General features: G+C 56.0%; 22 protein-coding genes, 1 pseudogene and 2 riboswitches. Of the genes and pseudogenes, 20 read left to right on the forward strand and 3 right to left on the reverse strand.

Annotated features, from left to right (window positions below):
* Positions 1 to 49: 49 nt before the first annotated feature.
* From BM181_RS15460 to BM181_RS01600, 18 genes are all read left to right on the forward strand, one after another.
* Positions 50 to 196, forward strand: coding sequence for an FAD-dependent oxidoreductase (locus tag BM181_RS15460; protein ID WP_371263001.1), 147 nt, complete (start codon positions 50 to 52; stop codon positions 194 to 196).
* A 170-nt stretch (positions 197 to 366) separates the two neighbouring features.
* A complete protein-coding gene (locus BM181_RS01520) occupies positions 367 to 1,332 on the forward strand; it encodes a tRNA modification radical SAM protein MnmL/YtqA (RefSeq protein WP_075441793.1) in 966 nt (321 codons plus the stop codon).
* An 81-nt stretch (positions 1,333 to 1,413) separates the two neighbouring features.
* Positions 1,414 to 1,785 (forward strand): hypothetical protein, encoded by a 372-nt coding sequence (locus BM181_RS01525; protein ID WP_075441795.1) that lies wholly within the window; start codon positions 1,414 to 1,416, stop codon positions 1,783 to 1,785.
* A 158-nt stretch (positions 1,786 to 1,943) separates the two neighbouring features.
* A complete protein-coding gene (locus BM181_RS01530) occupies positions 1,944 to 2,231 on the forward strand; it encodes a LysM peptidoglycan-binding domain-containing protein (RefSeq protein WP_075441797.1) in 288 nt (95 codons plus the stop codon).
* 359 nt (positions 2,232 to 2,590) lie between these two features.
* Complete coding sequence (gene pflB / locus BM181_RS01535) at positions 2,591 to 4,846, forward strand: formate C-acetyltransferase (RefSeq protein ID WP_075441799.1); 2,256 nt, start codon at positions 2,591 to 2,593, stop codon at positions 4,844 to 4,846.
* Complete coding sequence (pflA, locus tag BM181_RS01540; protein ID WP_075441801.1) at positions 4,833 to 5,588, forward strand: pyruvate formate-lyase-activating protein; 756 nt, start codon at positions 4,833 to 4,835, stop codon at positions 5,586 to 5,588. The genes pflB and pflA overlap by 14 nt, the downstream gene beginning before the upstream one ends.
* Positions 5,589 to 5,876: 288 nt before the next feature.
* Entirely contained in the window at positions 5,877 to 7,172 is a 1,296-nt protein-coding gene (locus BM181_RS01545) for an MFS transporter (RefSeq protein WP_075441803.1), read from the forward strand.
* 306 nt (positions 7,173 to 7,478) lie between these two features.
* Positions 7,479 to 7,811, forward strand: a complete 333-nt coding sequence (locus BM181_RS01550) for a hypothetical protein (protein WP_075441805.1) — start codon at positions 7,479 to 7,481, stop codon at positions 7,809 to 7,811.
* A 56-nt stretch (positions 7,812 to 7,867) separates the two neighbouring features.
* Positions 7,868 to 8,815: an NAD(P)/FAD-dependent oxidoreductase gene (locus BM181_RS01555; protein WP_075441807.1), complete on the forward strand. Its 948-nt coding sequence runs from the start codon at positions 7,868 to 7,870 to the stop codon at positions 8,813 to 8,815.
* Positions 8,809 to 9,039, forward strand: coding sequence for a glutaredoxin family protein (locus tag BM181_RS01560; RefSeq protein WP_075441809.1), 231 nt, complete (start codon positions 8,809 to 8,811; stop codon positions 9,037 to 9,039). The genes BM181_RS01555 and BM181_RS01560 overlap by 7 nt, the downstream gene beginning before the upstream one ends.
* A 35-nt stretch (positions 9,040 to 9,074) precedes the next feature.
* Positions 9,075 to 9,620, forward strand: a complete 546-nt coding sequence (locus BM181_RS01565) for a glutathione peroxidase (RefSeq protein WP_075441811.1) — start codon at positions 9,075 to 9,077, stop codon at positions 9,618 to 9,620.
* Positions 9,621 to 9,885: 265 nt separating this feature from the next.
* The gene (locus tag BM181_RS01570) at positions 9,886 to 11,154 is read left to right on the forward strand and encodes an SLC13 family permease (RefSeq protein WP_075441813.1); all 1,269 of its coding nucleotides are present in this window, start codon (positions 9,886 to 9,888) and stop codon (positions 11,152 to 11,154) included.
* A gap of 41 nt (positions 11,155 to 11,195) precedes the next feature.
* Positions 11,196 to 12,530: a PLP-dependent aminotransferase family protein gene (locus BM181_RS01575; RefSeq protein WP_075441815.1), complete on the forward strand. Its 1,335-nt coding sequence runs from the start codon at positions 11,196 to 11,198 to the stop codon at positions 12,528 to 12,530.
* Between the two features lie 86 nt (positions 12,531 to 12,616).
* Positions 12,617 to 12,796, forward strand: a riboswitch (cobalamin riboswitch).
* A gap of 142 nt (positions 12,797 to 12,938) precedes the next feature.
* Positions 12,939 to 13,934, forward strand: coding sequence for a sirohydrochlorin cobaltochelatase (locus BM181_RS01580; protein ID WP_075441817.1), 996 nt, complete (start codon positions 12,939 to 12,941; stop codon positions 13,932 to 13,934).
* A gap of 146 nt (positions 13,935 to 14,080) precedes the next feature.
* A riboswitch (ZMP/ZTP riboswitch) is annotated at positions 14,081 to 14,163 on the forward strand.
* Between the two features lie 50 nt (positions 14,164 to 14,213).
* Complete coding sequence (locus tag BM181_RS01585; protein WP_075441819.1) at positions 14,214 to 14,789, forward strand: xanthine phosphoribosyltransferase; 576 nt, start codon at positions 14,214 to 14,216, stop codon at positions 14,787 to 14,789.
* A gap of 19 nt (positions 14,790 to 14,808) precedes the next feature.
* Positions 14,809 to 16,161, forward strand: a complete 1,353-nt coding sequence (locus BM181_RS01590) for a nucleobase:cation symporter-2 family protein (RefSeq protein WP_143092075.1) — start codon at positions 14,809 to 14,811, stop codon at positions 16,159 to 16,161.
* Between the two features lie 192 nt (positions 16,162 to 16,353).
* The gene (locus tag BM181_RS01595) at positions 16,354 to 18,378 is read left to right on the forward strand and encodes an OPT family oligopeptide transporter (protein WP_075441823.1); all 2,025 of its coding nucleotides are present in this window, start codon (positions 16,354 to 16,356) and stop codon (positions 18,376 to 18,378) included.
* A gap of 179 nt (positions 18,379 to 18,557) precedes the next feature.
* A complete protein-coding gene (locus BM181_RS01600) occupies positions 18,558 to 19,343 on the forward strand; it encodes a ZIP family metal transporter (protein ID WP_082336103.1) in 786 nt (261 codons plus the stop codon).
* Positions 19,344 to 19,349: 6 nt separating this feature from the next.
* On the opposite strand, the gene BM181_RS01605 is transcribed toward BM181_RS01600, so the two are convergent.
* Together BM181_RS01605 and BM181_RS15465 are read right to left on the reverse strand one after the other, a co-directional pair.
* On the reverse strand, positions 19,350 to 20,666 hold the full coding sequence (locus tag BM181_RS01605; RefSeq protein WP_143092076.1) for a histidine-type phosphatase: 1,317 nt from the start codon (positions 20,664 to 20,666) through the stop codon (positions 19,350 to 19,352).
* A 79-nt stretch (positions 20,667 to 20,745) separates the two neighbouring features.
* A pseudogene (locus tag BM181_RS15465) lies at positions 20,746 to 20,937 on the reverse strand (bifunctional hydroxymethylpyrimidine kinase/phosphomethylpyrimidine kinase); the annotation flags it as partial.
* A 194-nt stretch (positions 20,938 to 21,131) separates the two neighbouring features.
* On the opposite strand from BM181_RS15465, the gene BM181_RS14910 reads away from it, so the two are divergent.
* Together BM181_RS14910 and BM181_RS01625 are read left to right on the forward strand one after the other, a co-directional pair.
* On the forward strand, positions 21,132 to 21,815 hold the full coding sequence (locus BM181_RS14910; protein WP_082336104.1) for a DUF4405 domain-containing protein: 684 nt from the start codon (positions 21,132 to 21,134) through the stop codon (positions 21,813 to 21,815).
* A gap of 76 nt (positions 21,816 to 21,891) precedes the next feature.
* Positions 21,892 to 24,075, forward strand: a complete 2,184-nt coding sequence (locus BM181_RS01625) for a GGDEF domain-containing protein (RefSeq protein WP_075441827.1) — start codon at positions 21,892 to 21,894, stop codon at positions 24,073 to 24,075.
* Between the two features lie 22 nt (positions 24,076 to 24,097).
* Here the strand turns inward: BM181_RS01625 and BM181_RS01630 are convergent, their stop codons facing one another.
* Complete coding sequence (locus BM181_RS01630; RefSeq protein ID WP_075441829.1) at positions 24,098 to 25,018, reverse strand: LysR family transcriptional regulator; 921 nt, start codon at positions 25,016 to 25,018, stop codon at positions 24,098 to 24,100.
* Between the last annotated feature and the right edge of the window lie 118 nt (positions 25,019 to 25,136).

Genomic DNA, 25,136 nt, shown 5'->3' on the forward strand with positions numbered 1-25,136 from the left:
GGGCTTTTATAATATGTGTTTTGCGTAAAGGAGATGAAATTAATGCGGCATTGATGGTACCGGCGATGCTTTGCTGGCGAGGTTTGCCGGGATTCCCGCAGAGAAGGGCTCAGAGAAGACAGGCCGCAATCAGCCCATGAGCCTGCGCTTTGAGATGGGCGGCATCGATGTAAAGAAAGTGTATCGCTTCTTCTAGAAGGATTTGCATGACGATTATATGCATGGGAAGATAAATAGCAGTAGCGTCAAGCGGACGGCTGACACAGGCAGTCATCTGCTTGACGTTTCTGTTCCTTCATGATAATTTATCTTTTACAGGATGCATATGGTGCACTAGAAAACACGCAATGGAGTAACTAATATTAGATGGAACACGAAATCTATAAAACTTTTTCGGATTATTTGAAGGAACGTTATGGGGAGAAAGTCTATAAGCTGCCCGTAGCTCTGCCCGTTACTTGCCCGAATCGCATCGGCGCATGCGGAAACGGCGGGGCGGGCTGCACGTTTTGCGGCTCGATTGGTGCGGGGTATGAGAATCTGCCGGCGGATATGACGATTACGGCGCAGATTGCGGCCAATAAGGCGCATATCATCCCCAAGTACAAGGCCAAGAAATTCATCCCGTATTTCCAGAATTTCAGCAATACCTATGCACCGCTGGAGAAATTGCGGGGCTGGGTGCAGGAGGCGGGGGCTGGCGAGGACATCGTGGCAATCTATATCGCGACGCGTCCGGACTGCGTCAGCGAGGAATATTTGGCGATGCTGCGGGCGGAAGCAGATAAGCTCGGCATTGATATCTGCGTGGAGCTTGGCCTGCAGAGCGTCAACTACCGGTCGCTGCAGAAAATCAACCGCGGCCATACGCTGGGGGAGTTCATCGATGCGACCCTCCGCATCAAGGCCCATGGCCTGCAGACCTGCACGCATCTTATCTTGAATCTGCCCTGGGACGACATGACCGATGTGGTGGAAGATGCCAAGATCCTGTCGGCCCTCGGTGTCGACCAGGTCAAGCTCCATGCTCTCTACATCGTCAAGGGCACCGAGATGGCACGCCAATATGAGGCCGGCGAGCTTACGCTGGTTTCGCGGGAGGAGTATGAGGCCCGCGTCATCACCTTCCTGGAGCATCTGTCGCCAGACATCGTGCTCCAGCGCATCATCGGCCGCGCCCCAGAGACGAATACGCTCTTTTCCAATTGGCACACGGGCTGGTGGAAAATCCGCGACAACATCACGCATACGATGGCGGCGAATGGCCAGTACCAGGGACGCCTGTGCCGTTACCTCAACGGCCCGGCGGTGCGAAAGTTTTTGTCCGTGTAAGCAGGATATTGCCCTGAAATGTCTAATATAACAGTATAAATCGATGTACTGTCAATGGTAGGCAATGAAAGGGGCGATACTATGCAGGTTTGGATCGAACGGATTGGCCCGCTCGGCGAGAATGAACTTTACGCGTTTGGCCCGTCCTGGCAGGATGTCACCGGCCGGGTGGAGCTTGACGCCTTGGGCAATGGTGTGATACGCCGCAAACATGCGGCATTTTCGGAAAAGCAGATGGCGATCATTGCTGACCGGATTGACGGGTGGATCCGCGATCTGGGCAGCTGTCAGCTTTCCTGCATCAGTGCTGCCGACAAACTGGAGGATGAGCCGGAGCGCCGCTGCCGCTGGAAACCGCGGGCGGCGGACCTGCGTCCGCTGGACCTGCCGATGCGTTCGGTGGCGATTGCCCCCGACCATGCTGCTTGGGAGCAATACGAAACCTGGCTTTGATGAGAGAATGGCGAGAATCTTAACGGGTTCTCGTCTTTTTTTGGCAAGGGGATTAAAATTTCCTGTAAAAATAAGCAAATTATTCTGAAAAGTATTGCTTTTGCCGTTGCGAGCCTTTATACTAAGTGTAGGGAATGGCTTATATGGAGGAATACAGTATGAAAAAGGCAATTATCGCAATGATGGCTGTCTTTTGCCTTTGCTTTGTGGGAACGAATGCAGAAGCAGCTGGCAAGAACTGGAATTTTGTAGAGGAGTCGTATACGGTGCAGCATGGGGATACGCTGGAGGGAATTGCAGAGAAGTACATGAAGAAGAATACCTATGGCCCGCGCGAGCTGCGGGAGTTCATCGCAGGAATCAAGGAGCTCAATGATTGGCTGCTGAAGCGTGACGTTGCGGAGGGTGATACGCTGCGCATCAATTATTGGGAAAAGAAGAACTGACAGGATAAAGAAAGGGCGCCATGCAATCGGTGATGCATGGCGCCCCTTTTGTCTGCGCAGCGCGTGTAGGGAAGCCGGCTGTAAGGTCGTCCGTTCCGTGGTTGGCGATCGGAAGCTGGATGACGCGAGCCGGCGCAAAGATAGGCGGGACAGGATCGCGAGCCAACCATATCCCTGTTGCTATCATTATAGCATAAATCCCTGTCGCTGCGGGCAAAAGAGAGAAAAATAACGGGTATGATAGCTTGCGGTTATATCGTCTTAAGCATTTGTTATTTGTATTTATCCTCAATATGAGGTATTATGATTAGGTAATAAAAACACAGCGCGAAAAAGTTTGCGATGAGGAGGCATTATCCATGCTTGAAAATAAACAGTGGGATGGTTTTTCGGGAAGCCTTTGGCGGGAAGAAATCAATGTGCGTGATTTCATCCAGAAGAACTATCAGCCCTATGATGGGGACGAATCGTTCCTGGCAGGCCCGACTGAGGCGACGAATAAACTTTGGGACAGACTGCAGGCGCTGCAGAAGGCCGAGCGCGAGAACGGTGGCGTCCTCGATATGGATGTGGATATCGTATCTAGCCTGACTTCCCATGGGGCAGGCTACATCGATGAATCCATGAAGGATTTGGAACGTGTGGTCGGCCTCCAGACGGATAAACCGCTGAAGCGTGCCTTCATGCCCTATGGCGGCATCAAGATGGCAGAGCAGGCCTGCCAGAACTATGGCTATGAGCCGAGTGCGAAACTTCATGAGATCTTCACGAAATATCATAAGACCCACAACCAGGCCGTGTTTGATGCCTATACGCCGGAAATCCGCCGCGCCCGTCACAGCCACATCATCACGGGTCTGCCGGATACCTATGGCCGCGGCCGCATCGTGGGCGACTACCGCCGCGTAGCGCTTTATGGTATCGACCAGCTGATTGCCTTCAAGGAAGCCGATAAAGCCAATACCGGTATTGATGGGGTTATGACCGATGAGGTCATCCGCCAGCGTGAGGAGCTCACGGAGCAGATCCGTGCGCTGCAGGGCATGAAGGAAATGGCTGCCATCTATGGCTTTGACATCTCGGCCCCGGCCAAGGATGCCCGCGAGGCCGTACAGTGGCTCTATTTCGGCTATCTGGCTGCCATCAAGACCCAGAACGGCGCCGCCATGAGTGTCGGCCGCATTTCGACCTTCCTCGATATCTACATCGAGCGCGACATCCAGAACGGCAAGCTGACGGAAGCGGAGGCCCAGGAGCTCATCGACCATCTCGTCATGAAGTTCCGCATGGTGAAATTTGCGCGCATCACGTCCTATAATGAGCTGTTCTCGGGGGACCCGGTCTGGGCGACGCTGGAAGTTGCCGGCATCGGCATGGATGGCCGCAGCCTGGTCACGAAGAACGACTACCGCTTCCTGCATACCCTTGAGAATATGGGCCCGGCTCCGGAGCCGAACCTCACGGTGCTCTATTCCTCGGCCCTGCCGGAGAACTTCAAGCGCTATGCGGCCAAGATTTCGGTGACGACGAGCTCCATCCAGTATGAGAACGACGATGTCATGAAGGTGGAGTGGGGCGATGACTACTCCATCTGCTGCTGCGTATCGGCAACCCAGACGGGCAAGGAGATGCAGTTCTTCGGGGCGCGTGCGAACCTGGCCAAGTGCCTGCTCTATGCCATCAATGGCGGTGTGGACGAGAAGTCCGGCGAGCAGATCGGGCCGGAGTACCGCGGTGTCACCGGGGATATCCTGGACTACGAGGATGTCGTGAAGAAATTCGACCGCATGATGGATTGGCTGGCAGGCCTTTACGTCAATACGCTGAACCTCATCCAGTATATGCATGATAAGTATTATTACGAGGCCGCTGAGATGGCCCTTATCGATACGGATGTGCGCCGCACGTTTGCTACGGGCATTGCTGGCTTCTCCCATGTGGTTGACTCCCTGTCGGCCATCAAATACGCCAAGGTCAAGGCCATCCGCAACGACGCGGGCATCGTGACCGATTACGAGACGACGGGGGATTTCCCGCGTTACGGCAACGACGATGAGCGTGCCGACGAGATTGCCAAGTGGCTCTTGAAGTCGTTCCTCGACAAGATCAAGTCCCGTCATACCTATCGCAACTCGGAGCCGACGACGTCGATCCTTACGATCACGTCGAATGTGGTCTATGGCAAATACACGGGGGCAATGCCGGATGGCCGCAAGGCTGGCGTTCCGCTTTCGCCAGGTGCCAACCCGAGCTATGGTGCCGAGCAGAACGGCCTGCTGGCATCGCTGAACTCCGTGGCGAAACTGCCCTATGAGTGGGCCCTTGACGGCATCTCCAACACCCAGAGCATGACGCCGGAGGCCCTTGGCCATAACGACGAGGAGCGTTCCGCGCAGCTCGTGAATGTGCTTGACGGCTACTTCGACCAGGGCGCCCATCATCTGAATGTCAACGTCTTTGGCCGCGAGAAGCTCCTCGATGCCATGGAGCATCCCGAGAAGGAAGAGTATGCAAACTTCACGATCCGCGTCTCGGGCTATGCGGTCAAGTTCATCAACCTGACCCGCGAGCAGCAGCTCGATGTCATTGCGAGAACCTTCCATGCACACATGTAAGGGGTATATCAATGCGGTAGAGAGCTTCGGCTCGGTGGACGGGCCGGGGCTTCGCTACATCTTCTTCCTGCAGGGCTGCCCGCTGCGCTGCAAGTACTGCCATAATCCCGAAACCTGGCAGGGCACAGGCGGCACGGAGATGACGGCCCCAGAGGCACTGGCTAAGGCCCTGCGCTACAAGTCCTATTGGAAAAATGGCGGTGGCATCACCGTGTCGGGGGGCGAGCCGCTGCTGCAGGCAGGCTTTGTCACAGAGTTGTTTACACTGGCCAAGGAGCAGGACGTTTCGACCTGCATCGATACCTCAGGCGCTGTCTTCTCGCGGGAAGAGCCGGTGTTTTCAAAGCTTGCGTCACTGCTGGCCGTAACGGATACGGTGCTCCTGGACATCAAGCATATTGACATGTCAAAACATCGGGATTTGACCGGTCAAGGCAATGGACAGATTCTTGCTTTTGCCAGATATTTGGCTGAAATCGGGAAACCGGTCTGGATCCGCCATGTCCTTGTGCCGGGCATCAACGATGATGCGGAAAGCCTTGCCAAATTGTCCAGCTTTGTGGCGGGACTTGGCAATGTCCAGCGCTTTGAGGTGCTGCCTTATCATCGCCTGGCTATCCATAAATACGAAGAGCTGGGAATCGACTACCCGCTTCCCGATGTGCCAGAGCCAACGAAAGAAGCCGTGGCCAAGGCAGAAGCAATCCTGCGCACAAGTGAATATCAAGGCTATAAACGCTGAGTGATAGATACAACAGAGGCTGCTGTACGTAATATTTACGTGCAGCAGCCTCTGTTGTTGTTCTGGAAAAAAGCAAGCATCTGCCTATCCGTACAACATGACAATCCGGCAGGCAGCTGACCGGAAGGCCCGGCTATCGCCGGGGGGTAAGGAATTTCCCCTTGACAGATTTTTTGTATACAGTATAATAAGTCACATGGCATTTACATATTTACAATATATTTTGCCAATGGTTAATCTATTGTCTTTTTTAAAAAGACAATAGTGCATAGGAAGTGAGGAATCTTTATGAATCTGGAAAACACCATAAGCAGTGCCAAGGCACCCGCCGGTACAAACTATCGCTGGAAAGTTGCCAGCCTGATCTTTCTGGTCAGTTTTGTCGCCTACATGGATCGCGTAAACCTTTCTGTCGCTACGCCGGTCATCATGCAGGAATTCGGTTTCACCAAGATTGATATGGGGCTTATCCAAACCTGTTTCTTCGGCGGGTATGCGCTGATGCAGGTTCCCGGAGGCATTTTGGCAGATCGCTTCGGCCTTCGCAAAACCGGTACATTTGCCATCCTCTGGTGGTCGATCTTTACCGCGCTGACTGCTCTGGCGCATGGAAAATTCAGCTTTGCTGCCGTTCGCCTGGCCTTCGGCCTCGGCGAGGGCCCAGTCTTCCCTTCGCTCGGTGCAGCCTGCTATAAGTGGTTCAACCACGCCGAAAAGGGCAAGGCCAGTTCCTCTATCCTTGGCGGCACCTTTTTCGGTCCGGTCGTCGGCCCACTGCTGACTGTCGCTCTGATGGGGTGGCTCGGCTGGCAGGGCGTCTTTATCATCTTTGGTATCCTCGGCATCGTCGTTGCCTATGCCTGGCACCACTACACCCGGGATACCCCGGAAGATTGCCCTTATGTAAGCGAAGAAGAAATCAACTACATCAACGAAGCGCGCAGCGATCAAACGGAAAAAGCCGTAGCTCCGTGGAAGGAGCTTCTGATGAACCATCGGTTCTGGGCTGTCGGTCTTCAGTTCCTCGTCGTCGATTACATCATGTATGTTTTTCTTTCCTGGCTGCCCATGTTCCTCACCGAAGTATATGGGCTGAGCCTCAAAACCATGGGCTTCTGGACCTCCGTCCCCTGGATTGCCTTGACCTTCATGGTCTTCTTCGCCGGCTGGTTTTCTGACCGCTTGGCTGCGGGCAAGAACAGTGAACGCCAGTACACCATGCGCACGGTCACCGCTATCTTTGGCATCGCAGTCACTTCCGTAGGTCTTTACGCAGCATCCCGCATGGCTTCCGTTGAAGCTGCTATCTTCTGGATGACGCTGGCTCTCGGCTCTCTTGGTTTTTGTATGAGTGCCACTTGGTCATCGGTCATGTCGCTGGGCGGCCGCTTCAGCGGCTCTGTTTCCGGCTGGATCAATCTCTGGGGCAATATCGGCGGCGTCCTCGCCCCGATTGTCACGGCCTTCCTCGTCGAGACATACGGCTGGAACAACGCATTTTCTATCACAGCGCTATTCGGTCTTATCGTAGTCGCCTGCTGGCTGGTCATCAAGCCAGGCAAGCAGCTTATCGCCGATAACTGATGCTATCCGCATGGCCACACAAAAAAGAGGCTGCTGCACGTAATATTCACGTGCAGCAGTTTTTTTGTGTGGCCGGCCTGTCTTTGCGGCTAAGGGAGGTCTTGATCTTGGGTTAATTTGTGAGTGCCATTACCTGCGGTTTGTCGTATGCGCTGCTGCATTGGCTGTTCCGGCGGGAAATAAAGGAATGTCAAAATTATATTTGACAAAATATAATTTTACTGTATAATAGGGAGTGTAAAAAAGAAATGAAGGGTTTAGAGACGGATGTGTAGAAGAGTCTCTAAGCAAAGGAGAGCTGAAAACATGGACAAGCAGGAAATGATCAATGCCTTTCATATGATGTGGGACAACTTCCCGGAGCCCATCATGCTGATCACCAAAGATCGCCAGATCCACGCGGTGAATAAGAAAGCAGCTTCGCTGGGGCTCAATGATCAGATGAAATGCTCGAGTATCGGCAAGCCGGAGCAGCATAAGGGCTGTCTCTGCAATCAGGCGGCAGATACGAAGCAGGCTGTCTACAAAGCCTACGAAGGGCAGTTTGGCCGGGCTTATGGTTTTTGGATTCCTGTGGCTGGGGCTGAGGAATATATCATCCACTTCGGCGTAGGTTCTACGTTCGAATATCCCATGTGATGAAGGTCGCGTAAGTCTGTTTCCTCATTTTTATTCAGAGAGAAGGAGCTGATGGCATGGAGAAAAAGCGGATCCACAAGGATATCGTTATTGTTGGTGCAGGTATGGCAGGGCTGACGGCAGCCCTGTATGCAGGGCGCATGAATCTGGACGTGCTGGTGCTGGAGAACGGCATTGTCGGCGGACAGATAGCCAATGCCACTGGTATTGAGAACTATCCCGGTTTTGCCAAGGTTTCCGGCAAGGAGCTCATCGGCACTCTTCAGCAGCAGGCAGAAAGCTTTGGTGCAGTCATCGATGAGTTTGACTCCATCGTGAAGGTAAGCCTCAAAGGGCAGCCGAAGCTGGTGGAAACAGAGGCATATATCTACGAGGCAGATGTGGTCATCATCGCTTCGGGCATGAACCGCCGCAAACTGCCGCTGCCGGAGGAAGCAAAGTATGCAGGCAAGGGCGTGCACTACTGCGAACTCTGCGACGGTCATATGTATCAGGACAAAGTCATCGCCGTCATGGGCGGAGGCAATGCGGCCGTAGATGCTGCCAATTTCCTCACCAAGCATGCCAGCAAGCTCTATCTGATACACCGTTCGGAGCTGCGGGCGGATGAAGTCTCCCAAAAGCGGTTGAAGGAGAATCCCAAGGTGGAGATCTTCCTGCAGACGGAGATCAAGAGCCTGCAGGGAGAGGGACGCTTGGAGCGCATCGAGGTGCTGGACAAGGCCTCGGGGGAGACGCGCAGCCTGCCCGTGGATGGCATCTTTGTCAATATCGGCGTAGTGCCCAATACGGAGCTTTTCCAGGAAGAGCTGCCGCTTTCGGCCAGTGGCCGTATCGAAGCCGGTGAGGACTGCCGGACAGCCATTCCAGGGGTATTTGCCGCCGGGGATGTGCGGGAAAAAGAAATCCGCCAGCTGACTACCGCTGCCGCTGACGGCACGGTAGCCGCTTTGCTGGCTGAAAAATATCTAGTGAAATTGAAGGAGGGTAATGCAGTATGGTAAAAGTATATTCGATCAATGATTGTCCTTGGTGTGACAAGGTGAAGAAGTATCTGAAGAGCAAGAATGTGGAGTTCGAGGAGCACAATATCGAGGAAAACGATGCAGACCGCGATGCCTGCTATGCGTTGACTGGGGACACCATGGTTCCCATCACGACGGCCAATGATAAGGATTATGTGCTGAGCTTCGACAAGGCTAAGCTGGATGCCATGCTGGGCCTTTGATAGATCGCGTGTCAGATGTAAGTGAGGAGAACGATATGGGTATTTATGATTTTGTGGTAAAGACCAACAAAGGTGTGGAAAAATCCCTGGCGGATTACAAGGGGAAGGTACTGGTCATCGTCAATACGGCTTCCAAGTGCGGCTTCACGCCGCAGTTCAAGGAGCTGCAGGATCTCTATATGAAGTATAAGGGGCAGGGCTTGGAGATCCTGGGCTTCCCCTGCAACCAGTTTGCCGGCCAGGAGCCGGGCAGCAACAACGAAGTGCAGGAATTCTGCCGCTTGAACTATGGCGTGACCTTCCAGATCTTCGAGAAGGGCGATGTGCGTGGCGACACGGCGCAGCCCCTGTTCAAGTATCTGATTGAACAGCAGGGCTTCAAGGGCTTTGACGAGTCGCATCCCATCGCAGCAAAGCTGACGGAGGCGCTCCAGCAGAATTTCCCTGAGTACCTGGAAGGGGATTCCATCAAATGGAATTTCACCAAATTCCTGGTCGACAGGGAAGGCAAGGTGGTGGCTCGCTTCGAGCCGACCTATGATCCGGCCAAGATGGCGGGAGAGATTGAGAAGCTGCTGTAAGCTGCTCCTCATGTTGTAAGGAAATCGGTATAGACAGGAAAGGGCCGTCGGCCTCACCTCCTTGGTGAAGACGACGGCCCTTTTGCTATGCGGAGGATCGCTGGTTTTGGCTGAAACGATTCCATAAACGCGGCCTTTCGATAACTAAAAAATAAAAGGGAAGCTGCCCGCTGATATAGAATGAGGTAAGTACGATAACATATATGCTATGGGTACTGACTCCAAGACGACATAGCGACAAGTGAATAGGCGAGGAGTGAAATGTATGGATTCTGCTGTAATTACCTTATGTGTGCTTTGCGTAGCGGGGTTCTTCTTTGCTACGGAACTTATTCCCCTGGCGGTCACGGCCATGGGATCGGCTATTGTGCTGGGCTTGTTTGGGGTGCTTACGCCTGCCCAGGTGTATTCGGGGCTTTCCAATTCAACGGTGGTTTTGTTTGCGGGCATGTTCGTCATTGGCGCAGCCATGTTCCAGACGGGGCTGGCGCAGAAGATCGGCGTCACGGTCGTGAAGAAGGCGGGTACCGATGAGAAGAAGCTGATGCTGGCCTTGATGGTCATCACGATTATCCTTTCGGGTGTTTCGTCGAATACGGCGACGGTGGCCTGCCTGATGCCGGTGGTCGTGCAGATCTGCATTGCCGCACACATTCCCGTATCGTCGCAGCTCATGGGCATGGCGATCGCGGCCAATGTCGGCGGTACGCTCACGCTTATCGGTACGCCGCCGAACATCCTCATGAGTGCGACGCTGGAGACCTCCGGTTACAGCCCGTTTGGTTTCTTCGAGTTCGGTCTTATCGGTGTGCCGCTGTCCCTGGCAGGTGTCATCTACATGATGACGGTCGGACGGCGCCTGTGCCCGCATAATTACGCGGACAACAACCTGTTTGACCAGGAGTCGGCGGAGCCGGAGAATCCGCGCAAGATGTTCATCTGTGCCGCAATCCTGGTCTGTGTGGTCGTGGCGATGGTCTTGGAGAAGGATATCGGTGTGCCGATGCAGACGTCTGCCATCATTGGCGCCCTGGCCTGTGTGCTTACAGGCTGCGTGACAGAAAAGCAGGCCTATCAGGGGATTGACTGGGTCACGATTTTTCTGTTCGCCGGCATGCTGCCGCTGGCCAGTGCGATGGATAAGAGCGGGGCGGGCAAGATGATCGCCGATTTCGTGATCGGCCTCATCGGCACGGAGCCTTCGCCGATGGTCATTGTCGTGGCCATGTTCATCCTGTCCTGCGGGCTGACGCAGTTCATGAGCAATACGGCATCGGCCGCGCTGCTGGCGCCTATCGGGATTTCCATCGCCGAGTCCATGGGGGCCTCGCCGTATCCTGTGCTTATGACCATCGGTATTGCGGCATCCTGTGCCTTTACGACGCCGGTGGCGACGCCGCCGAATACGCTGGTGCTGGGGCCTGGCAAGTTCAGGTTCATCGATTATGTCAAGGTCGGTATCCCGATGGTGCTGGTGGCTTTGCTCGTGTGCATCTTTGTCATCCCGATTTTCTGGCCCTTCTTCCCAGGATGAGTATGCGGGTGCACTAGCCTTGTAAGCGAGGAGGAATATACATGGAACGCGAAAAGATAATCCGGGGCATTGAGGCGTTTGACCCCGAGCTCTTCGATTTTATCCAGATGGAACTGAAGACGCAGCGCTATACGCTGTCCCTGCTGCCGAACGAGAACTATGCCTCGCCCTTCTGCTCATATCTGAAGGGCAGCCTGCTCAGCAATACCTATATGGACTATCACGATGTGGTGACGTGCAGCCGGCTGGAGTCCCTGGCCATCGAGCGCGCGAAGCGGTTGTTTGGCAGCGAGGCGGCCATCGTGCGCATCAACAATCTGGTCGCAGCGTCGCAGATCGTCTTCCACAATTTCGTCAACACTGGCGATACCATCATGTCCTTCAACCTGCGCAAGCGGGAATACTGCTATACCGAGGATATGAAGTACAATTTCGTGAAATACAGCATCGAGCCGGAGACGCAGCATCTGGATTACCGCCATATCGAGGCGCTGGCGCAGGAGTGCCGGCCCAAGATGATCATATTCTCGCCGACGAATTATCCGAAGGATGTCAACTACCGCAAGCTGGCGCAGATCGCGCATGGCGTGGGGGCCGTGCTATGGGTGGACATGAGTGCGGTCGTGGGACTGGTAGCCGCGAAATTGATGCATTCGCCGGTACCCCATGCCGACGTGGTGACGTTCTACACCCATGATACGCTGCGCGGACCCCAGAGCGCGGTGATCCTTACGAACAGCGAGAATGTGGACAGCCTCAACCAGATTGCCATCAATACGGGGCATGTATATCTGCAGGAGAATGTCCTGGCGGCACTCTGCATCGCATTCCGCGAGGCGGAGACGCCGGAGTTTGGCAAGTATTGCCAGCAGTGCCTGAAGAATGCCAATGCGCTGATGGAATCCCTCAAGGACAATGGCCTCAATATCGTCTATCATGGGACGAACAGCCAATACGTAGCCCCCGAGGTGCATTGTGAAGACCGCGGCCCCTTCCTGTCGCAGGTCAAGCAGGCGGGCTTCATCGTCAAATGCGACAATATCATGACCTTCGATGATGATAAGACGATCCCTGCGCTGCGGTTGTCGAGCCTGATCCCGACGACCCGCGGCATAAAGGAAGAGGAGATGGTCGAGGTCGGGCGGCTGCTGTCCAAGGCCATCGTGCCGGATCTCGACTCCAAGCAGATCGCCAAGATCCGCCAGTCCCTGGCGGAAATCGTATTCACCAAGCCGCTTTTTTCCGAGGAATGGCTGCCGCGCAAGAATATCATCAACCCGCTCTACAGTTCGCAGAATATCAACTATTCGCGGGAACTCTATGCGGCCAACAAGAAGAGTTTCCTCAAGCATCTGTTTGGCTTCGATGAGGATTGAGGCGGATGGGTGTTTTGTGTGTCCGCCGTTGACAGCGCTTCTCTGATGCACTATAATGAAAGCCGTGATATAAATCACGCATATAATTTCATAGTCAGGGAACAGGTGCTGTCTATGACAGCCGAAGAGAAAAGCCGGTCAAAACCGGCGCGGTCCCGCCGCTGTGAGGGGAGCGATCCTGCAAGATTGCCACTGGATATGAATCTGGGAAGGCGCAGGGGAGCGATGAACCGAGCCAGAAGAACTGCCTGTCCGAAAGTCACCGTTTTGACTTGTCATTTGACCGGTCAAGCCACCTGCGAGCGATGGGAAGGGGACTGCTGACTATCCAACCACAGGATAGCAGGGGTCTTTTGGTGCGCCAAAAGGCCCCTTTCTATTTATCCAAGAAATAGGGGGATTCACATTATGAAAAACTGGAAAAAAGCATTGGCTGTATCTCTTGCCTGCACGGCTGCCTGGGGCTTTGCTGCTCCGCAGACGGAGGCTGCTTATCAGCTGAACCCGGAAGTAAAGAAACCGACGATGGCACTCAAGACGGCCTCGGAAATCGGTGTGCTCAAGAATGAGAACCCGGAGCTTAAGAACCTTGCGGATAAGGACGCTATCGTGGTTATGACGTTCGGCACGACGTTCAAGGATACGCGCGCTAAGACCATCGATGCAACGGTCGATGCCATCAAGGCTGCTCATCCGAACGTGAAGGTTGTCACGGCTTATACGTCGCATATCATCATCAAGCGCGTACAGGAGAAGGAAGGCATCAAGTTCCCGACGCCGGAAGAGGCACTCGAGCAGCTCAAGGCTGATGGTTACAGCCGTGTAGCACTGGTTTCCCTCGATGTCATCCCGGGCATGGAGTACAACTACGATATGGGCGTTTATCAGAACTACAAGAACCAGTTCAAGAAGATGACGCTGGGTACGTCGCTGATGTACTGGCAGGGCCAGGAAGAGCAGGCCGATGATGTCACGGAAACCATCAAGGCGCTGTCCTCCCAGTTCCCGAAACAGGGCAAAGACGATGCTATCCTGATCATGGCTCATGGTACGCCGAACATTTCGAATGCGTATTACTCGGTCATCCAGGCAAAACTCGATGAGATGGGCTATAAGAACGTCTATGTCTACACGGTTGAAGGCTGGCCGTCCCTCGAGACTGTTATGCCGAAGCTCAAGAAGAACGGCATCAAACACGTTACGCTGATGCCGCTGATGATGGTTGCTGGTGACCATGCCAACAACGATATGGCTGGCGATGAGGAAGATTCGCATAAGTCCATGCTGGTCAAAGAGGGCTTCAAGGTCGATACCTACATCCATGGTATTGGCGAGAACAAGAACATCCGTGACCTTTATGTTGCCCGTGCAAACGATGCATGGAATGCACTGGAGGCAAAATAAGACCATCTTTATGGTAAGAGAGGCGCGTGGGCATAGCTCACGCGTCTTTTTTAGACGCATTCTTCGCAAAGAAATCCGTAAATCGCGGACATTTTTCTTGACGCAGCGGGGATAAATACTTATAATTAGCGTATAATCTGATAGCAACGAAACTGCATGGCTGACGGTTCAGTGGAATTGACCACGGGCCGTGCAGTTCGGGAAAATGCCGACCGTCTGGGCACCTTTTTAGGGGCTCGGACTGTCGGCATTTTTAGTTAGCATGGAGGGAAGATTATTTTGGAACTGCTGGAGAGGAAGATTCAGGAGGAAGGCATTGCCCTGCCAGGCAACGTGCTCAAGGTGGATTCGTTTTTGAACCATCAGATCGATCCGGAGCTGTCGCTGGCGATGGGCAGGGAGTTTGCGCGTTTGTTCCGCGATGCGGGCATCGACCGTGTGCTGACGGTGGAGGCATCGGGCATTGCCATCGGTGTCATGGCGGCTATGGAGCTCGGCGTACCGCTGGTCTTTGCGCGCAAGAAGAAATCGGTGCTGATGCATGAGCCGGTCTATAAGCATGAGGTTTACTCGTTCACGAAGAAAGAGACGTCAGAAATCATCGTGCTGCAGAAGTATCTGCCGGCTGGTGAGAATGTGCTGGTCATCGATGATTTCCTGGCCAATGGCGAGGCGGCACTGGGACTGGCGAGCATCGTTGAGGAGGCAGGCTCGAAGGTGGCTGGCATCGGCATTGCCATCGAGAAGGCCTTCCAGCGCGGCCATCAGCGCATCATCGACAAAGGGTATCACCTTGAGGCTCTGGCAAGCATTGCTTCGCTGGACGATGGCAAGATTACGTTTGTAGAGAAATAAATTTGTGGGGGAATTCATTGTGACGAACGCGATTCATCCGGTTGACCAGAAACTGCCGTTTTTGCGCACGCTTATCTACGGGGCTCAGCATGTGCTGGCCATGTATGCTGGTGCGGTAGCTGTGCCCTTGGTACTTGCCGGGGCCATCGGGCTTTCGACGGAACAGCTCATTTATCTCATCAATGCCGATCTCTTCACCTGTGGGATCGCTACGCTCGTGCAGGCATTGAGCATCCGCGGTGTCATCGGTGCGAAGCTGCCGATCGTGCAGGGCTGCACGTTTACGGCGGTCACGCCGATGATCATCATCGCGAACACCCATGGCGGCGGGGCAGCTGGCCTGCAGGTCGTCTATGGCTCGGCTATCTTTGCCGGCATTGCCTGCTTCATCATCAGCAATTTCTTCAGCAAGATGCTGCGGTTCTTCCCACCGGTGGTCACGGGCTCGGTCATCACAATCATCGGTCTGTCGCTGCTGCCGGTAGCGGTCAACTGGATCACGGGGCCGAATCCTGCGGCTGCTGATTACTGTGACCCGTCAAACATCGCTCTGTCGCTGGCGGTGCTGGCAATCATCCTCTTCATCTACCGCACCTGCAAGGGCTTCCTGGGGCATATTTCAGTGCTGCTGGGCCTGGTGATCGGCACGGGGATTGCAGCTGCTTTCGGCATGGTGGATTTCCATGCCGTCAGCGAAGCGGCAGTGCTCGGTGTCACGACGCCCTTTGCCTTTGGCCTGCCGGTATTTGAGCCGGTATCGTGCCTCATCATGACGCTGGTCATGCTCGTGACGATGGCCGAGACTACGGGCGATGTCATGGCCATCAGCTCGATCGTCAAAAAGCCGATGACGGAGGAGATGCTCACCAAGGCCCTGCGGGCCGATGGTTTCTCGACGGCTCTGGGCGGTGTGTTCAATACCTTCCCGTATACGGCTTTTGCCCAGAACATCGGCCTTATCAGCATGACGGGAATCCGCAGCCGCTATATCGTGGCGACCAGCGGCGTGTTGCTGATGATCCTCGGGCTCTTCCCGAAGCTGGCGGCTGTCGTCGCCTGCATCCCGACGATGGTGCTCGGCGGTGCTGGCCTGGCGATGTTCGGCATGGTAGCGGCAAGCGGCATGCAGGCGCTCTCGCAGGCGGATTTGCAGAAGAAGGGCAACTCGATGGTCGTGGCTATCAGCGTAGCTGTGGCGCTTATCCCGCTGGGGGTGCCGTCCTTCTACAGCCATTTCCCGCAGTGGGTGCAGCTCATCGGCAACAGCGGCATCACGATCGGCAGCATCATGGCCATTGTGCTCAACGTACTGCTCTGCGAGCGCAAGCCGAAGCAGAGTGAGTCGGAGCACGAGGCAGCTTTCGATCTTTAAGGGAATCTCCCGCTGACGGCAACTGGCAGTCCCAGACAGAAGGGGCTGCCAGTTTTTTGTCATGCGTTTGTTACATGTATACATATATACCTCTTTTATGACGCTTTTAATTGTGCTATAATGTTCTTTGTGATTGTACATTACAGGTGTACAGTTGCGAAAAACATTTACCCTATAAGGAGCATTCATACGATGAAACAAAATGACAATGAGTTTATGCAGCACGATCTACGGCTTCCTGAACTTACGGTTCGCGGTATGCTGCTCGGTGCTATCCTGACGGTTATCTTCACAGCATCGAACGTCTACCTGGGCCTCAAGGTCGGCCTGACCTTTTCCTCGGCTATCCCCGCCGCGGTGATTTCGATGGCGGTCCTCAAGATGGCGAAAGATTCCAATATCCTTGAGAACAACATGGTGCAGACACAGGCTTCCGCCGCAGGAACCTTGTCGGCCATCATTTTCATCATCCCCGGCATGCTGATGATCGGCTATTGGCAGGGCTTTGAATTCTGGCAGACGCTGCTGGTATCGGCCTGCGGCGGCTGCTTGGGCGTGCTGTTCACGATCCCGCTGCGCCGCGCGATGGTCGTCCATAGCGACCTGGCCTATCCGGAAGGCGTGGCTGCGGCTGAGATCTTGAAGGTCGGCAGCAATGCTGCGGCAGCTTCTAAGCAGGGCAGCGGCCTTAAGGAAATCATGTCGGGCGGTATCGTGGCTGGTGTTGTCGCGCTGCTTTCCAATGGCTTCCAGGTCCTCTCGGGGGGACTGTCCCTCTGGTTCCATGTGGGCCGCGGCATGACGCAGTTCCCCATCGGCTATTCGACGGCGCTGGTCGGTGCCGGCTATCTCATCGGCATTGCCTCGGGACTGGCGATGCTCGTCGGTATCCTGATCGCCTGGGCGGGCTTCGTGCCATTCTACACGATCACGAGTGCACTGCCTGATGGCATGACGATGCAGAAATTTGCCGGTGCGGTTTATCAGGAGCGCGTCCGTCTGATCGGCGCTGGTGCCATGGGCGTGGCCGCTATCTGGACCCTTATCACGCTGGCCGAGCCGGTCATCGAGGGCGTCAAGGAGTCCATTGCCTCGGTCCGCATGTCCGATGGCGAGAAGGACAAACACCGCATGGACATCGATATGTCCATCAAGAGCATCGGCCTGGTATTCGCGTTGACGGTTGCCGGCCTGCTGGCGATTTTCTATGCCTTTGTCAGCCCTGAGGGCCTGCCGCTGATGCAGAACCTCACTTTTGTCCTCGTCGGCGTCGGCGTGGCTGTGTTCATGGGCTTCTTTGTCGCCGCAGCCTGTGCCTATATGGCCGGTCTCGTCGGCACCTCCTCGAGCCCGATTTCGGGTATCGGCATCCTGGGCATCATCGTGGCATCGCTTGTGATGTATGCCCTTTGCACGTCGTTTGGCATTTTTGACTTGCCGGGCGGCGAGAAATTCGCTACGGCGACGGCTATCTTTACGACCTCCATTATCATGGCTATTGCCTGCATCTCGAACGATAATATGCAGGATTTGAAGACCGGCTATCTGGTCGGTGCTACGCCGTGGCGCCAGCAGGTGGCTCTGCTGCTCGGCTGCGTAGTCGGTGCTCTGGTCATCGCCCCGGTGCTCAACCTCCTCTATGAGGCCTATGGTTTCCCTGGTGCGCTGCCGCGTCCGGATATGGACCCGTCCCAGGCACTGGCTGCCCCGCAGGCCGCACTCATGACGACGATTGCCCAGGGCATCTTCTCGAGCCAGCTTGCTTGGGAGTACATCTACCTTGGCATGGGTCTGGGCGTTCTGCTCGTCATCACCGATCAGATACTCAAACGCAATACGCGCAATCTCTGCCTGCCGCCACTGGCTGTCGGCATGGGCATCTATCTGCCGCCCTCGGTACAGACGCCACTGGTCATCGGTGCCATCATGGGCTACTTCCTCAATAAGAAGCTCAAGGAGCGCAAGGGCGAGGAAGGCCGGAAAAATGGCATGCGCCGTGGTACGCTGTTCGCTTCGGGCCTTATCGTCGGCGAGTCGCTGGTCGGTGTCGCGCTGGCTGGTGTCATCGTCGTCTCGGTCACGAGCGGCGGCAGCGACAGCCCGCTGGCACTGGTCGGCAAGGATTTTGCCGATACGGCCGAAATGCTGGGCCTTGCTGTCTTCCTCGTGACGCTGGCCATCTTCGGCAAGACGGTGCTGGGCAATAAGAACAACTAAAAAGACGTTCAAAAAAAGCTGCCGTGCAGGGCTTCCTGCGCGGCAGCTTTTTTGCTATGCGGGGCTCCGGAAGATAGCAGGCAGAAGCCGGCAGGATCTTTCCAGGAAAACTGGTTGCTATTTTCATAGGAGGGAAGTACAATGGCAATAGAATATATGAGGAAAGGCAGGCGATAGATATGTTGCCGATGGAGATATGGCAGGGGCTGCTCATTCCGCTGCTGGGAACGGGGCTTGGCGCTGCTTGTGTATATATCTTGAAACGTGAACTGTCGGCGGGGGTACAGAAGGCACTGATGGGCTTTGCGGCGGGCGTCATGGTGGCCGCGTCGATCTGGAGCCTTTTGATCCCGGCGATGGAGGGTAGTGCGGAGCTGGGACGGCTGGCTTTCCTGCCGGCGTTTATCGGCTTCTGGGCGGGGACGCTGTTCCTGCTGCTGCTCGACCATGTCATCCCGCATCTGCATCTCGATGCGGACAAGGCGGAGGGCATGGCCTGCAGCCTGCCGAAGACGGCGATGCTGGTGCTGGCGGTGACGCTGCATAACATTCCGGAAGGCATGGCAGTAGGCGTGGTCTTTGCGGGCTGGCTCGCGGGCAATGCGGATATCACGCTCAGCGGTGCCTTCGCGCTGTCCATCGGCATTGCCATCCAGAATTTCCCCGAGGGGGCGATCATCTCGTTGCCGCTGCGGGCCGAGGGCATGAATAAGCACAAGGCCTTTGGGGCAGGACTGCTCTCTGGCGTGGTGGAGCCGCTAGGGGCTGCCTTGACCATCGTGGCGGCAAGTTTTGTCGTGCCTATCCTGCCATACCTGCTGGCTTTCGCTGCGGGTGCCATGCTCTACGTCGTGGTGGAGGAGCTCATCCCCGAGATGTCTGCGGGCGAGCACAGTGACATTGGCGTGCTCGCGTTTGCTGCGGGGTTCACCGTGATGATGGCGCTGGATGTAGCACTGGGATAAGCGGCCTCAAGGCTCGCTCTGCCAGTGCCTGCCTTCTGCTATCGTGTCTTGGAGGCGCTGCTGGAGATCGCGGAACCGGTAGAATCCGTCCGGAGTGGCAGTAAGGCCCTTTAGGCGCAGGGGGATGCGGGCCGGCGGCGCCTCGGTGGTCAGCGGCGTGCGCTGGCGCAGCTGCTGCGCGTTGGCGTAGATGAGGGACAGGGAGGCGTATTCTTCGCCGCCCTGTCCCTGACGTTTTTCGATGACGAACTTGGCGCCGATGGGGGTCTTGGCCTCGATGCTGTCCGGCAGAGTGTAGTCTTCAACGCCCAGCGCGGGCAGGACTTCTGCCAGGTTGACATCGTGGCCGCAGAGGAAGGTGATCTTGCGGTGGCTGTTGGCAAGCTCCTGCTCCATGACAGCAAGCAGCGGATAGGCCATGGCCTTGGCACAGGTGGGCTGAGAGAACAGCGAATTGATGCCGAGTTCCTTCAAGGCGGCGATGTCTTTCCAGTCCTCGCGGGTCAGCGGATGACCGAAGGCGGCGGCAAGGTCGTTTTCTTCCTCGTAATATTGCAGGGTCAGCGCATCGCTGGCTGGCACCAGGGCACCCCAGGGCGTGCGGAGACCTGGCCCGCCATTTTTTGCCGGGGCGATGTCTTTGCGGGTATAGTCAAGGGGACCATGCTGCTGGGCATAGGTTGACCGGTTAAAGTCAAGGGTCTGCATGAGCAGCTGGCAAGAGCGCTGGCCGCGTTCCTGCAGGGGGCCTTCAAGTCCTGACCTGTCAAATTCGTTCCGCACTTGCTGGCGGAACCGCTCGCTGTCCGGCGGGGCAGGCAGGAATACGGGATCGGCCTCATTGACTTGCTGGTGGTGCTCGATGGCTACGTCAGCAAGGGGCAGCAGGCCGCTGGCAAAATAGCGTGCGGTGGCGATGGTGCGCTGGAACGAGTTGGCGTAGAACCGCACTTCATCGGCGGCAGGCGGCGTGTTCCGCTCCAGCAGTTTTTCTTCTTCCAGCCATTGGCGGAAATACTGGCCCATCAGCAGTTCCAGCTCGGCGCCGCGGGGCGAGAGCTCGCCGGGGGCGCACTGCCAGGCGAACCAGGCATGGGGGGTGAGCTTGGCGAGGGTGGAATCACGTCCGGCCAAGGGGGCGCGGATATTGTGGCGGCTGAGGATAAGCACCTGCTTGAGCGGATAATCGGCTTTGCCGGCCGCCTGGCTGGCAGCTGGCAAAAGGAGCAGCAGGCAGAGGCTGAGGACAGGCAAGAGTTTCTTTTCCATGGGGATGACATCCTTTCTTTGGGAAAATATATTGGTTTTAGGGGGCGGAGACAATCAAGACCGTAATCTACTATTATTCAGCCACGGGCAACTTGCTCTATGTGGCAAGAGAATTGCAGAAGGCAATACCTGAGGCCGAGGTTTGCTCGGTAAGGAACGCAGGGGGGACGGGCAGGATGCCAGTCACCTGCTGCGTATTTTGGGCTGTCAACGCCGTGATGGCGCTCATGGCATAGACGCCATGCATGGTCATGGTCTTGATATCGGCTTGTATGCCTGCACCGCCGCTGCAATCGCTGCCGGCAATCGTCAGGACGGCCGGTATTTTTTTGTGGTGTGCATATGGGTTCCCTCCTTTGCTGCTGTCTTGGGTGATAGCGCCTTCATTATACCCTTTATCTCCAGGCGGGGCAACCGAGGGCCGCAGGCAGGAATTGGCTGTGCCGTCAGCGAATATTAGGATAAAAATCATGATGACTGCTTTTCCTGTGCAAGGGCAGGGCTGAAGGGGGGATTTTTATGGTTCGTGATGTGCGTTTTGTGGTGGATATTGTCCTTTTTGTCCTGCTGACCACGATATTCAAGCGGCATGTCATCTCGGCGGACTATCATGTCTGGGCGGGGATGCTGGCCTGCGGCATGATTGCCGGTCATGTCTGGCTGAACCGCATCTGGCTGCGGCGGTTCGCGAGCAAGCGGAAGAAGGAGTCCGACTGGCTGAGCTTTGCGCTGATGTTCGTCTTTGCGGTGCTGCTGGTCACGGGCATTTTGACCGCCAAGCCCTTTGGCATCGAGCTGCATGCTCTCAAGCCGTATCATAAGTGCCTGGGAGGTATTTCCCTGCTGCTGGTGGCGGCGCATATCGGGTTCCATTGGCAGTACCTGCGGGTGAATTTCCTGCGGTCGTTCCGTCTGTGCCGGCTGGTGCCCAAGGCGCTGACGACCATGCTGCTTATCGGGGCACTGTGCCTTGGCGGCTATGGCTTCGTGGATTCGGGCTTTGCCAAGTGGATTGCGGCACCGTTTACGGTGGCAGCCCGTCCGGCAGCTGATGCGGCCCAGCGGCGGCCGCACAAGCCACGGCCGTTCAGCTGGGAGCGGCTGGGCAAGTCCATGGCGGAGATCGCGGGGATGATGTTCCTGGGGGCCTATGTGGTCAAATGCGCACGGAAGCCGCCGGGCAAGAAATCCGGCAAGGGCTAGCAAGAAGGAGTTTGTTTCACGGGCCGGGAATAAAAAATATATGAGACTTTATTCCGAACCAGAGGAGAATTGCCGTATGAAAGCACTGCTGTCCTTGTTTATCTGTCTATCTGTGCTGGTGGGCCTGCCAGCTGCAGTCCTGGCGGAGAGCCCTGCGGGGGCGACCATCCGGCTGGGGGTTGTGCCGCCAGACAGGAGCGTCGCCAATGCCCGTGTCCTGTGGCAGTATTACATCGGTTATCTGGATGAATTGTCCAAGCATAACGATAGCCAATATGAGCTGGTGGATCTATCCGGCAGCAATATCTTTTCCCCGCTGCTGGCTGGCGATGTGGATATGATGCTGTCATTGGAATATCTGGGCTTTCTGGCCAAGCACGACGGGCTCATTTATAGTGACAGGGATTTTGGTTACGATATCGTGGGGCTCTATACGCGCCCCGAAGAAGACCGATTTGGGGCCGGCGACCTGAGCAGTTTGGAAAATGCCCGGGTAGGCGTGCTGGCTGCGCACAGCTTGGAAGCCCGCCTGCAGCAGTTCCAGCAGGAGTACCGCGTGCAGCTTGCCGTGCAGACCTATGCAGACCATGCGTCGCTGGTGGCGGCGTTGGCCGCAGGCGACGTGGATATGGTGGTGGATACGGCTGCCCAGAGCTATGGACAGGAGAAATTCTTCCTTGCCTTTGCCCGGGTGCCCATGAAGATCGTGACGACGGCTGGGCAGCAGCCCAAGCTCAGGGAAATGGAGCAGGCTCTGCAGCGGCTCGATACAGAGAATCCGCATTTTGCATCGCAGCTGTCGCAAAAGCTGGCGGAGAATCTGGACTTCCAGCTCGTGCATTACACGCCGGCCGAGAGGCAGTTCATCAACAGCCTGCCACCGCTGCGGCTTGTGGTCTATGGCGGCGTCCGTCCCTATATCGAATATGATGACAACCGGGACAAGGCCAGCGGTATCTATCCGGACCTGATCGCGGCGATTACGGAAAACTCCGGGGTGAAATTCGAATACATCCATGTGCTGACCTATGACGACGCCCTGAATATGCTGAAGACCGGCAAGGCGGATGTCATGCTGGATATCTTTGCGGGGTCAGCAGTCCACCAGCCATTCCTCTATACCAATCCCGTGCTGGAGATCCCGTATACCCTGGTGGGCAAGATGTCTGCGCCCCCTGACCGCGATGAGAACATAACGCTGCTGCTTCCCTATGCCGATGCCTCGTTCATGGCCTTTCTGGAGCAGAAATTCCCGCACTGGCAGATAAAGAACTCCCGTGCCGATGTGATCGATACGCTGCAACAGGTGGACAACCATAGCGATGCGCTGGCCTTGGTGCGCAACTCGATCTTGGAGATCGATCGCCCCTTGAGCTTCTACCCGCATTTGGCGATAATCCCCGATACGTCCATCAATATCCCCATGAGTCTGGCGCTTTCGCCGCGCCAGCCGCGGATGCTGCAGACCATCCTCAACAAAGCGATCACGCAGATCAATCCTGAGACCCGGACCAGCATCACGCAGAAACATATCATTGCCACGAAACCGGTTTTCTCGCTGCAGCATTTGTTGGCGTTCTATCCGCTGCAGACGGGGCTGATGGGCGGCCTGGTCGCACTGCTGCTGGTCGTGATTGCCGTGATAAACCGGCATGAGGTATCGATGCGCAAGGCCAAGGATCTGCTGCAGGAGAAGAATCTCATGCTTATGGCGACGGTCAAGGAACTCATGGCGGCCAATAAGAGCAAGCGGCTCTACAAGGAAATGGCGCAGAAAGATGCGCTCACGGGTGTCCTCAACAAGCGGGGCATCGAGGAGGCGGGGGCAGAGGTGCTGGCGTCGTCTCTGTCTGAGGGCTGCTGCCATGCCCTGCTGATCATCGACCTGGATCATTTCAAGGAAGCCAATGATACGTTGGGACATCAGCGCGGCGATATGATCCTGCGCCAGTTTGCGCTGAGCCTTATCCATGTGGTTCGCTCGCGGGATGCTGTGGGCCGCTTTGGCGGGGATGAGTTCATCCTCGTCTTGAACGATCTGCCGGCGGCGATGGTCACGACGGTGGCCAAACGCATCAATGAAGCGGCGCACAATCTTGAGACCGATAGGGAGAAGTGCACGCGCCTGAGTGCCAGCATCGGCATCGCGCTGGCGCCATTGCATGGCAGGGATTACCAATCGCTGCTGCACACGGCCGACCAGGCCCTCTACCAAGTGAAGGAACGGGGACGGGATGGCTGGCTCGTAGCATCATCTTAGGAGATGGATCCGTGGACAAAGCCTATTGCTGCTGGCAATAGGCTTTTAGTTTGCCCACGAAGGTGCGGGCAGCATGGGAAAGGTAGCGGTTCCTGCGCCAGGCAATGACGACCTGCCGCTGGGGATGGGTGTCGATGGCGGCGTAGCAGGGGGGCTCCTGGGGGCGGAAGCCCTCTATCAGCGGGGCGGGCAGCAGGGCGGCGCCGAGGCCTGCTCCGCTGAGGGACAGTGCGGTTTCGAGACTGCGGGTTTCCAACAGGCTCTGGGGCGTGAAGCCTGCTTCGTGGCAGAGGGCATAGAGCTGGCTGTGCAGTTTCTGCTCGGGGTGCATGGTGATGAACGGCGTATCCTTGAGCGCTGCAAGAGGCAGCTGGGGCAAAGGCTGTGCTGGTGTATGCGGCAGGCTGTAATGCTGGGACAATGGATGCATGGGCGGCAGGGCCAGCAGCAGGTCCTCAGCAAAGAGGTTTTCCGTCATGAAATGGCTGGTGTCGATGGGCTGCAGCGACAGGATGACATCGGTCTGCCCTGCGAGGGCCAGTTCCTCGAGCTGGCGCGTGGTGTTTTCGAGCAGCTCGACAGTGATCGAGGGATACTGCCGCTGGAAAGCGGGCAGGAACCGCGACAGCAGGTAGGTGCTGCGGAAGGGGGAACTGCCGATGATGATGTGACCCGCAGACCGTTGCAGCATATCATCGGCACGCTGCTGGAACTCTTCGTCAAGTGCCAGGATGCGGCGGGCCGTGTCAAGGTACAGCTCACCTAGGGGCGTGGGACGCAGCGGCGTGAGGCTGCGGTCAAAAAGGGGGGCACCGAGCTTCTTCTCGATGCCGGCAATCGATTGGGAGAGGGATGGCTGGGAAATATAGAGCTTCTGGGCGGCGCGGGAAATCGAGCCTTCCTGTGCGACGGTCAGGATGTAGCGGAATTGGCGGAACTCCATGGGAAAAACCTCCTCGGTTATAAGTGCAGACTTATGCTTACTATAATTATATTGGTATTCGACTTATATGGAAAGCAAAATTATAATAAGAGCAACGAAAGCAATTCCAAGGATTGTG

The sequence above is a fragment of the Pseudoselenomonas ruminantium genome, assembly GCF_900113715.1.
GTDB classification, from domain to species: domain Bacteria; phylum Bacillota; class Negativicutes; order Selenomonadales; family Selenomonadaceae; genus Selenomonas_A; species Selenomonas_A caprae.

Bases quoted from the DNA above. Each gene is read 5' to 3' on its own strand.
- BM181_RS01555 (WP_075441807.1), top strand. From the start codon at position 7,868: ATGGAGAAAAAGCGGATCCACAAGGATATCGTTATTGTTGGTGCAGGT.
- pflB (WP_075441799.1), top strand. From the start codon at position 2,591: ATGCTTGAAAATAAACAGTGGGATGGTTTTTCGGGAAGCCTTTGGCGG.
- BM181_RS01565 (WP_075441811.1), top strand. From the start codon at position 9,075: ATGGGTATTTATGATTTTGTGGTAAAGACCAACAAAGGTGTGGAAAAA.
- BM181_RS01520 (WP_075441793.1), top strand. From the start codon at position 367: ATGGAACACGAAATCTATAAAACTTTTTCGGATTATTTGAAGGAACGT.
- BM181_RS01525 (WP_075441795.1), top strand. From the start codon at position 1,414: ATGCAGGTTTGGATCGAACGGATTGGCCCGCTCGGCGAGAATGAACTT.
- BM181_RS01560 (WP_075441809.1), top strand. From the start codon at position 8,809: ATGGTAAAAGTATATTCGATCAATGATTGTCCTTGGTGTGACAAGGTG.
- BM181_RS01570 (WP_075441813.1), top strand. From the start codon at position 9,886: ATGGATTCTGCTGTAATTACCTTATGTGTGCTTTGCGTAGCGGGGTTC.
- BM181_RS14910 (WP_082336104.1), top strand. From the start codon at position 21,132: ATGGTTCGTGATGTGCGTTTTGTGGTGGATATTGTCCTTTTTGTCCTG.
- BM181_RS01530 (WP_075441797.1), top strand. From the start codon at position 1,944: ATGAAAAAGGCAATTATCGCAATGATGGCTGTCTTTTGCCTTTGCTTT.
- BM181_RS01580 (WP_075441817.1), top strand. From the start codon at position 12,939: ATGAAAAACTGGAAAAAAGCATTGGCTGTATCTCTTGCCTGCACGGCT.
- BM181_RS01600 (WP_082336103.1), top strand. From the start codon at position 18,558: ATGTTGCCGATGGAGATATGGCAGGGGCTGCTCATTCCGCTGCTGGGA.
- BM181_RS01595 (WP_075441823.1), top strand. From the start codon at position 16,354: ATGAAACAAAATGACAATGAGTTTATGCAGCACGATCTACGGCTTCCT.
- BM181_RS01550 (WP_075441805.1), top strand. From the start codon at position 7,479: ATGGACAAGCAGGAAATGATCAATGCCTTTCATATGATGTGGGACAAC.
- pflA (WP_075441801.1), top strand. From the start codon at position 4,833: ATGCACACATGTAAGGGGTATATCAATGCGGTAGAGAGCTTCGGCTCG.
- BM181_RS01545 (WP_075441803.1), top strand. From the start codon at position 5,877: ATGAATCTGGAAAACACCATAAGCAGTGCCAAGGCACCCGCCGGTACA.
- BM181_RS01575 (WP_075441815.1), top strand. From the start codon at position 11,196: ATGGAACGCGAAAAGATAATCCGGGGCATTGAGGCGTTTGACCCCGAG.
- BM181_RS01625 (WP_075441827.1), top strand. From the start codon at position 21,892: ATGAAAGCACTGCTGTCCTTGTTTATCTGTCTATCTGTGCTGGTGGGC.
- BM181_RS01630 (WP_075441829.1), bottom strand. From the start codon at position 25,018: ATGGAGTTCCGCCAATTCCGCTACATCCTGACCGTCGCACAGGAAGGC.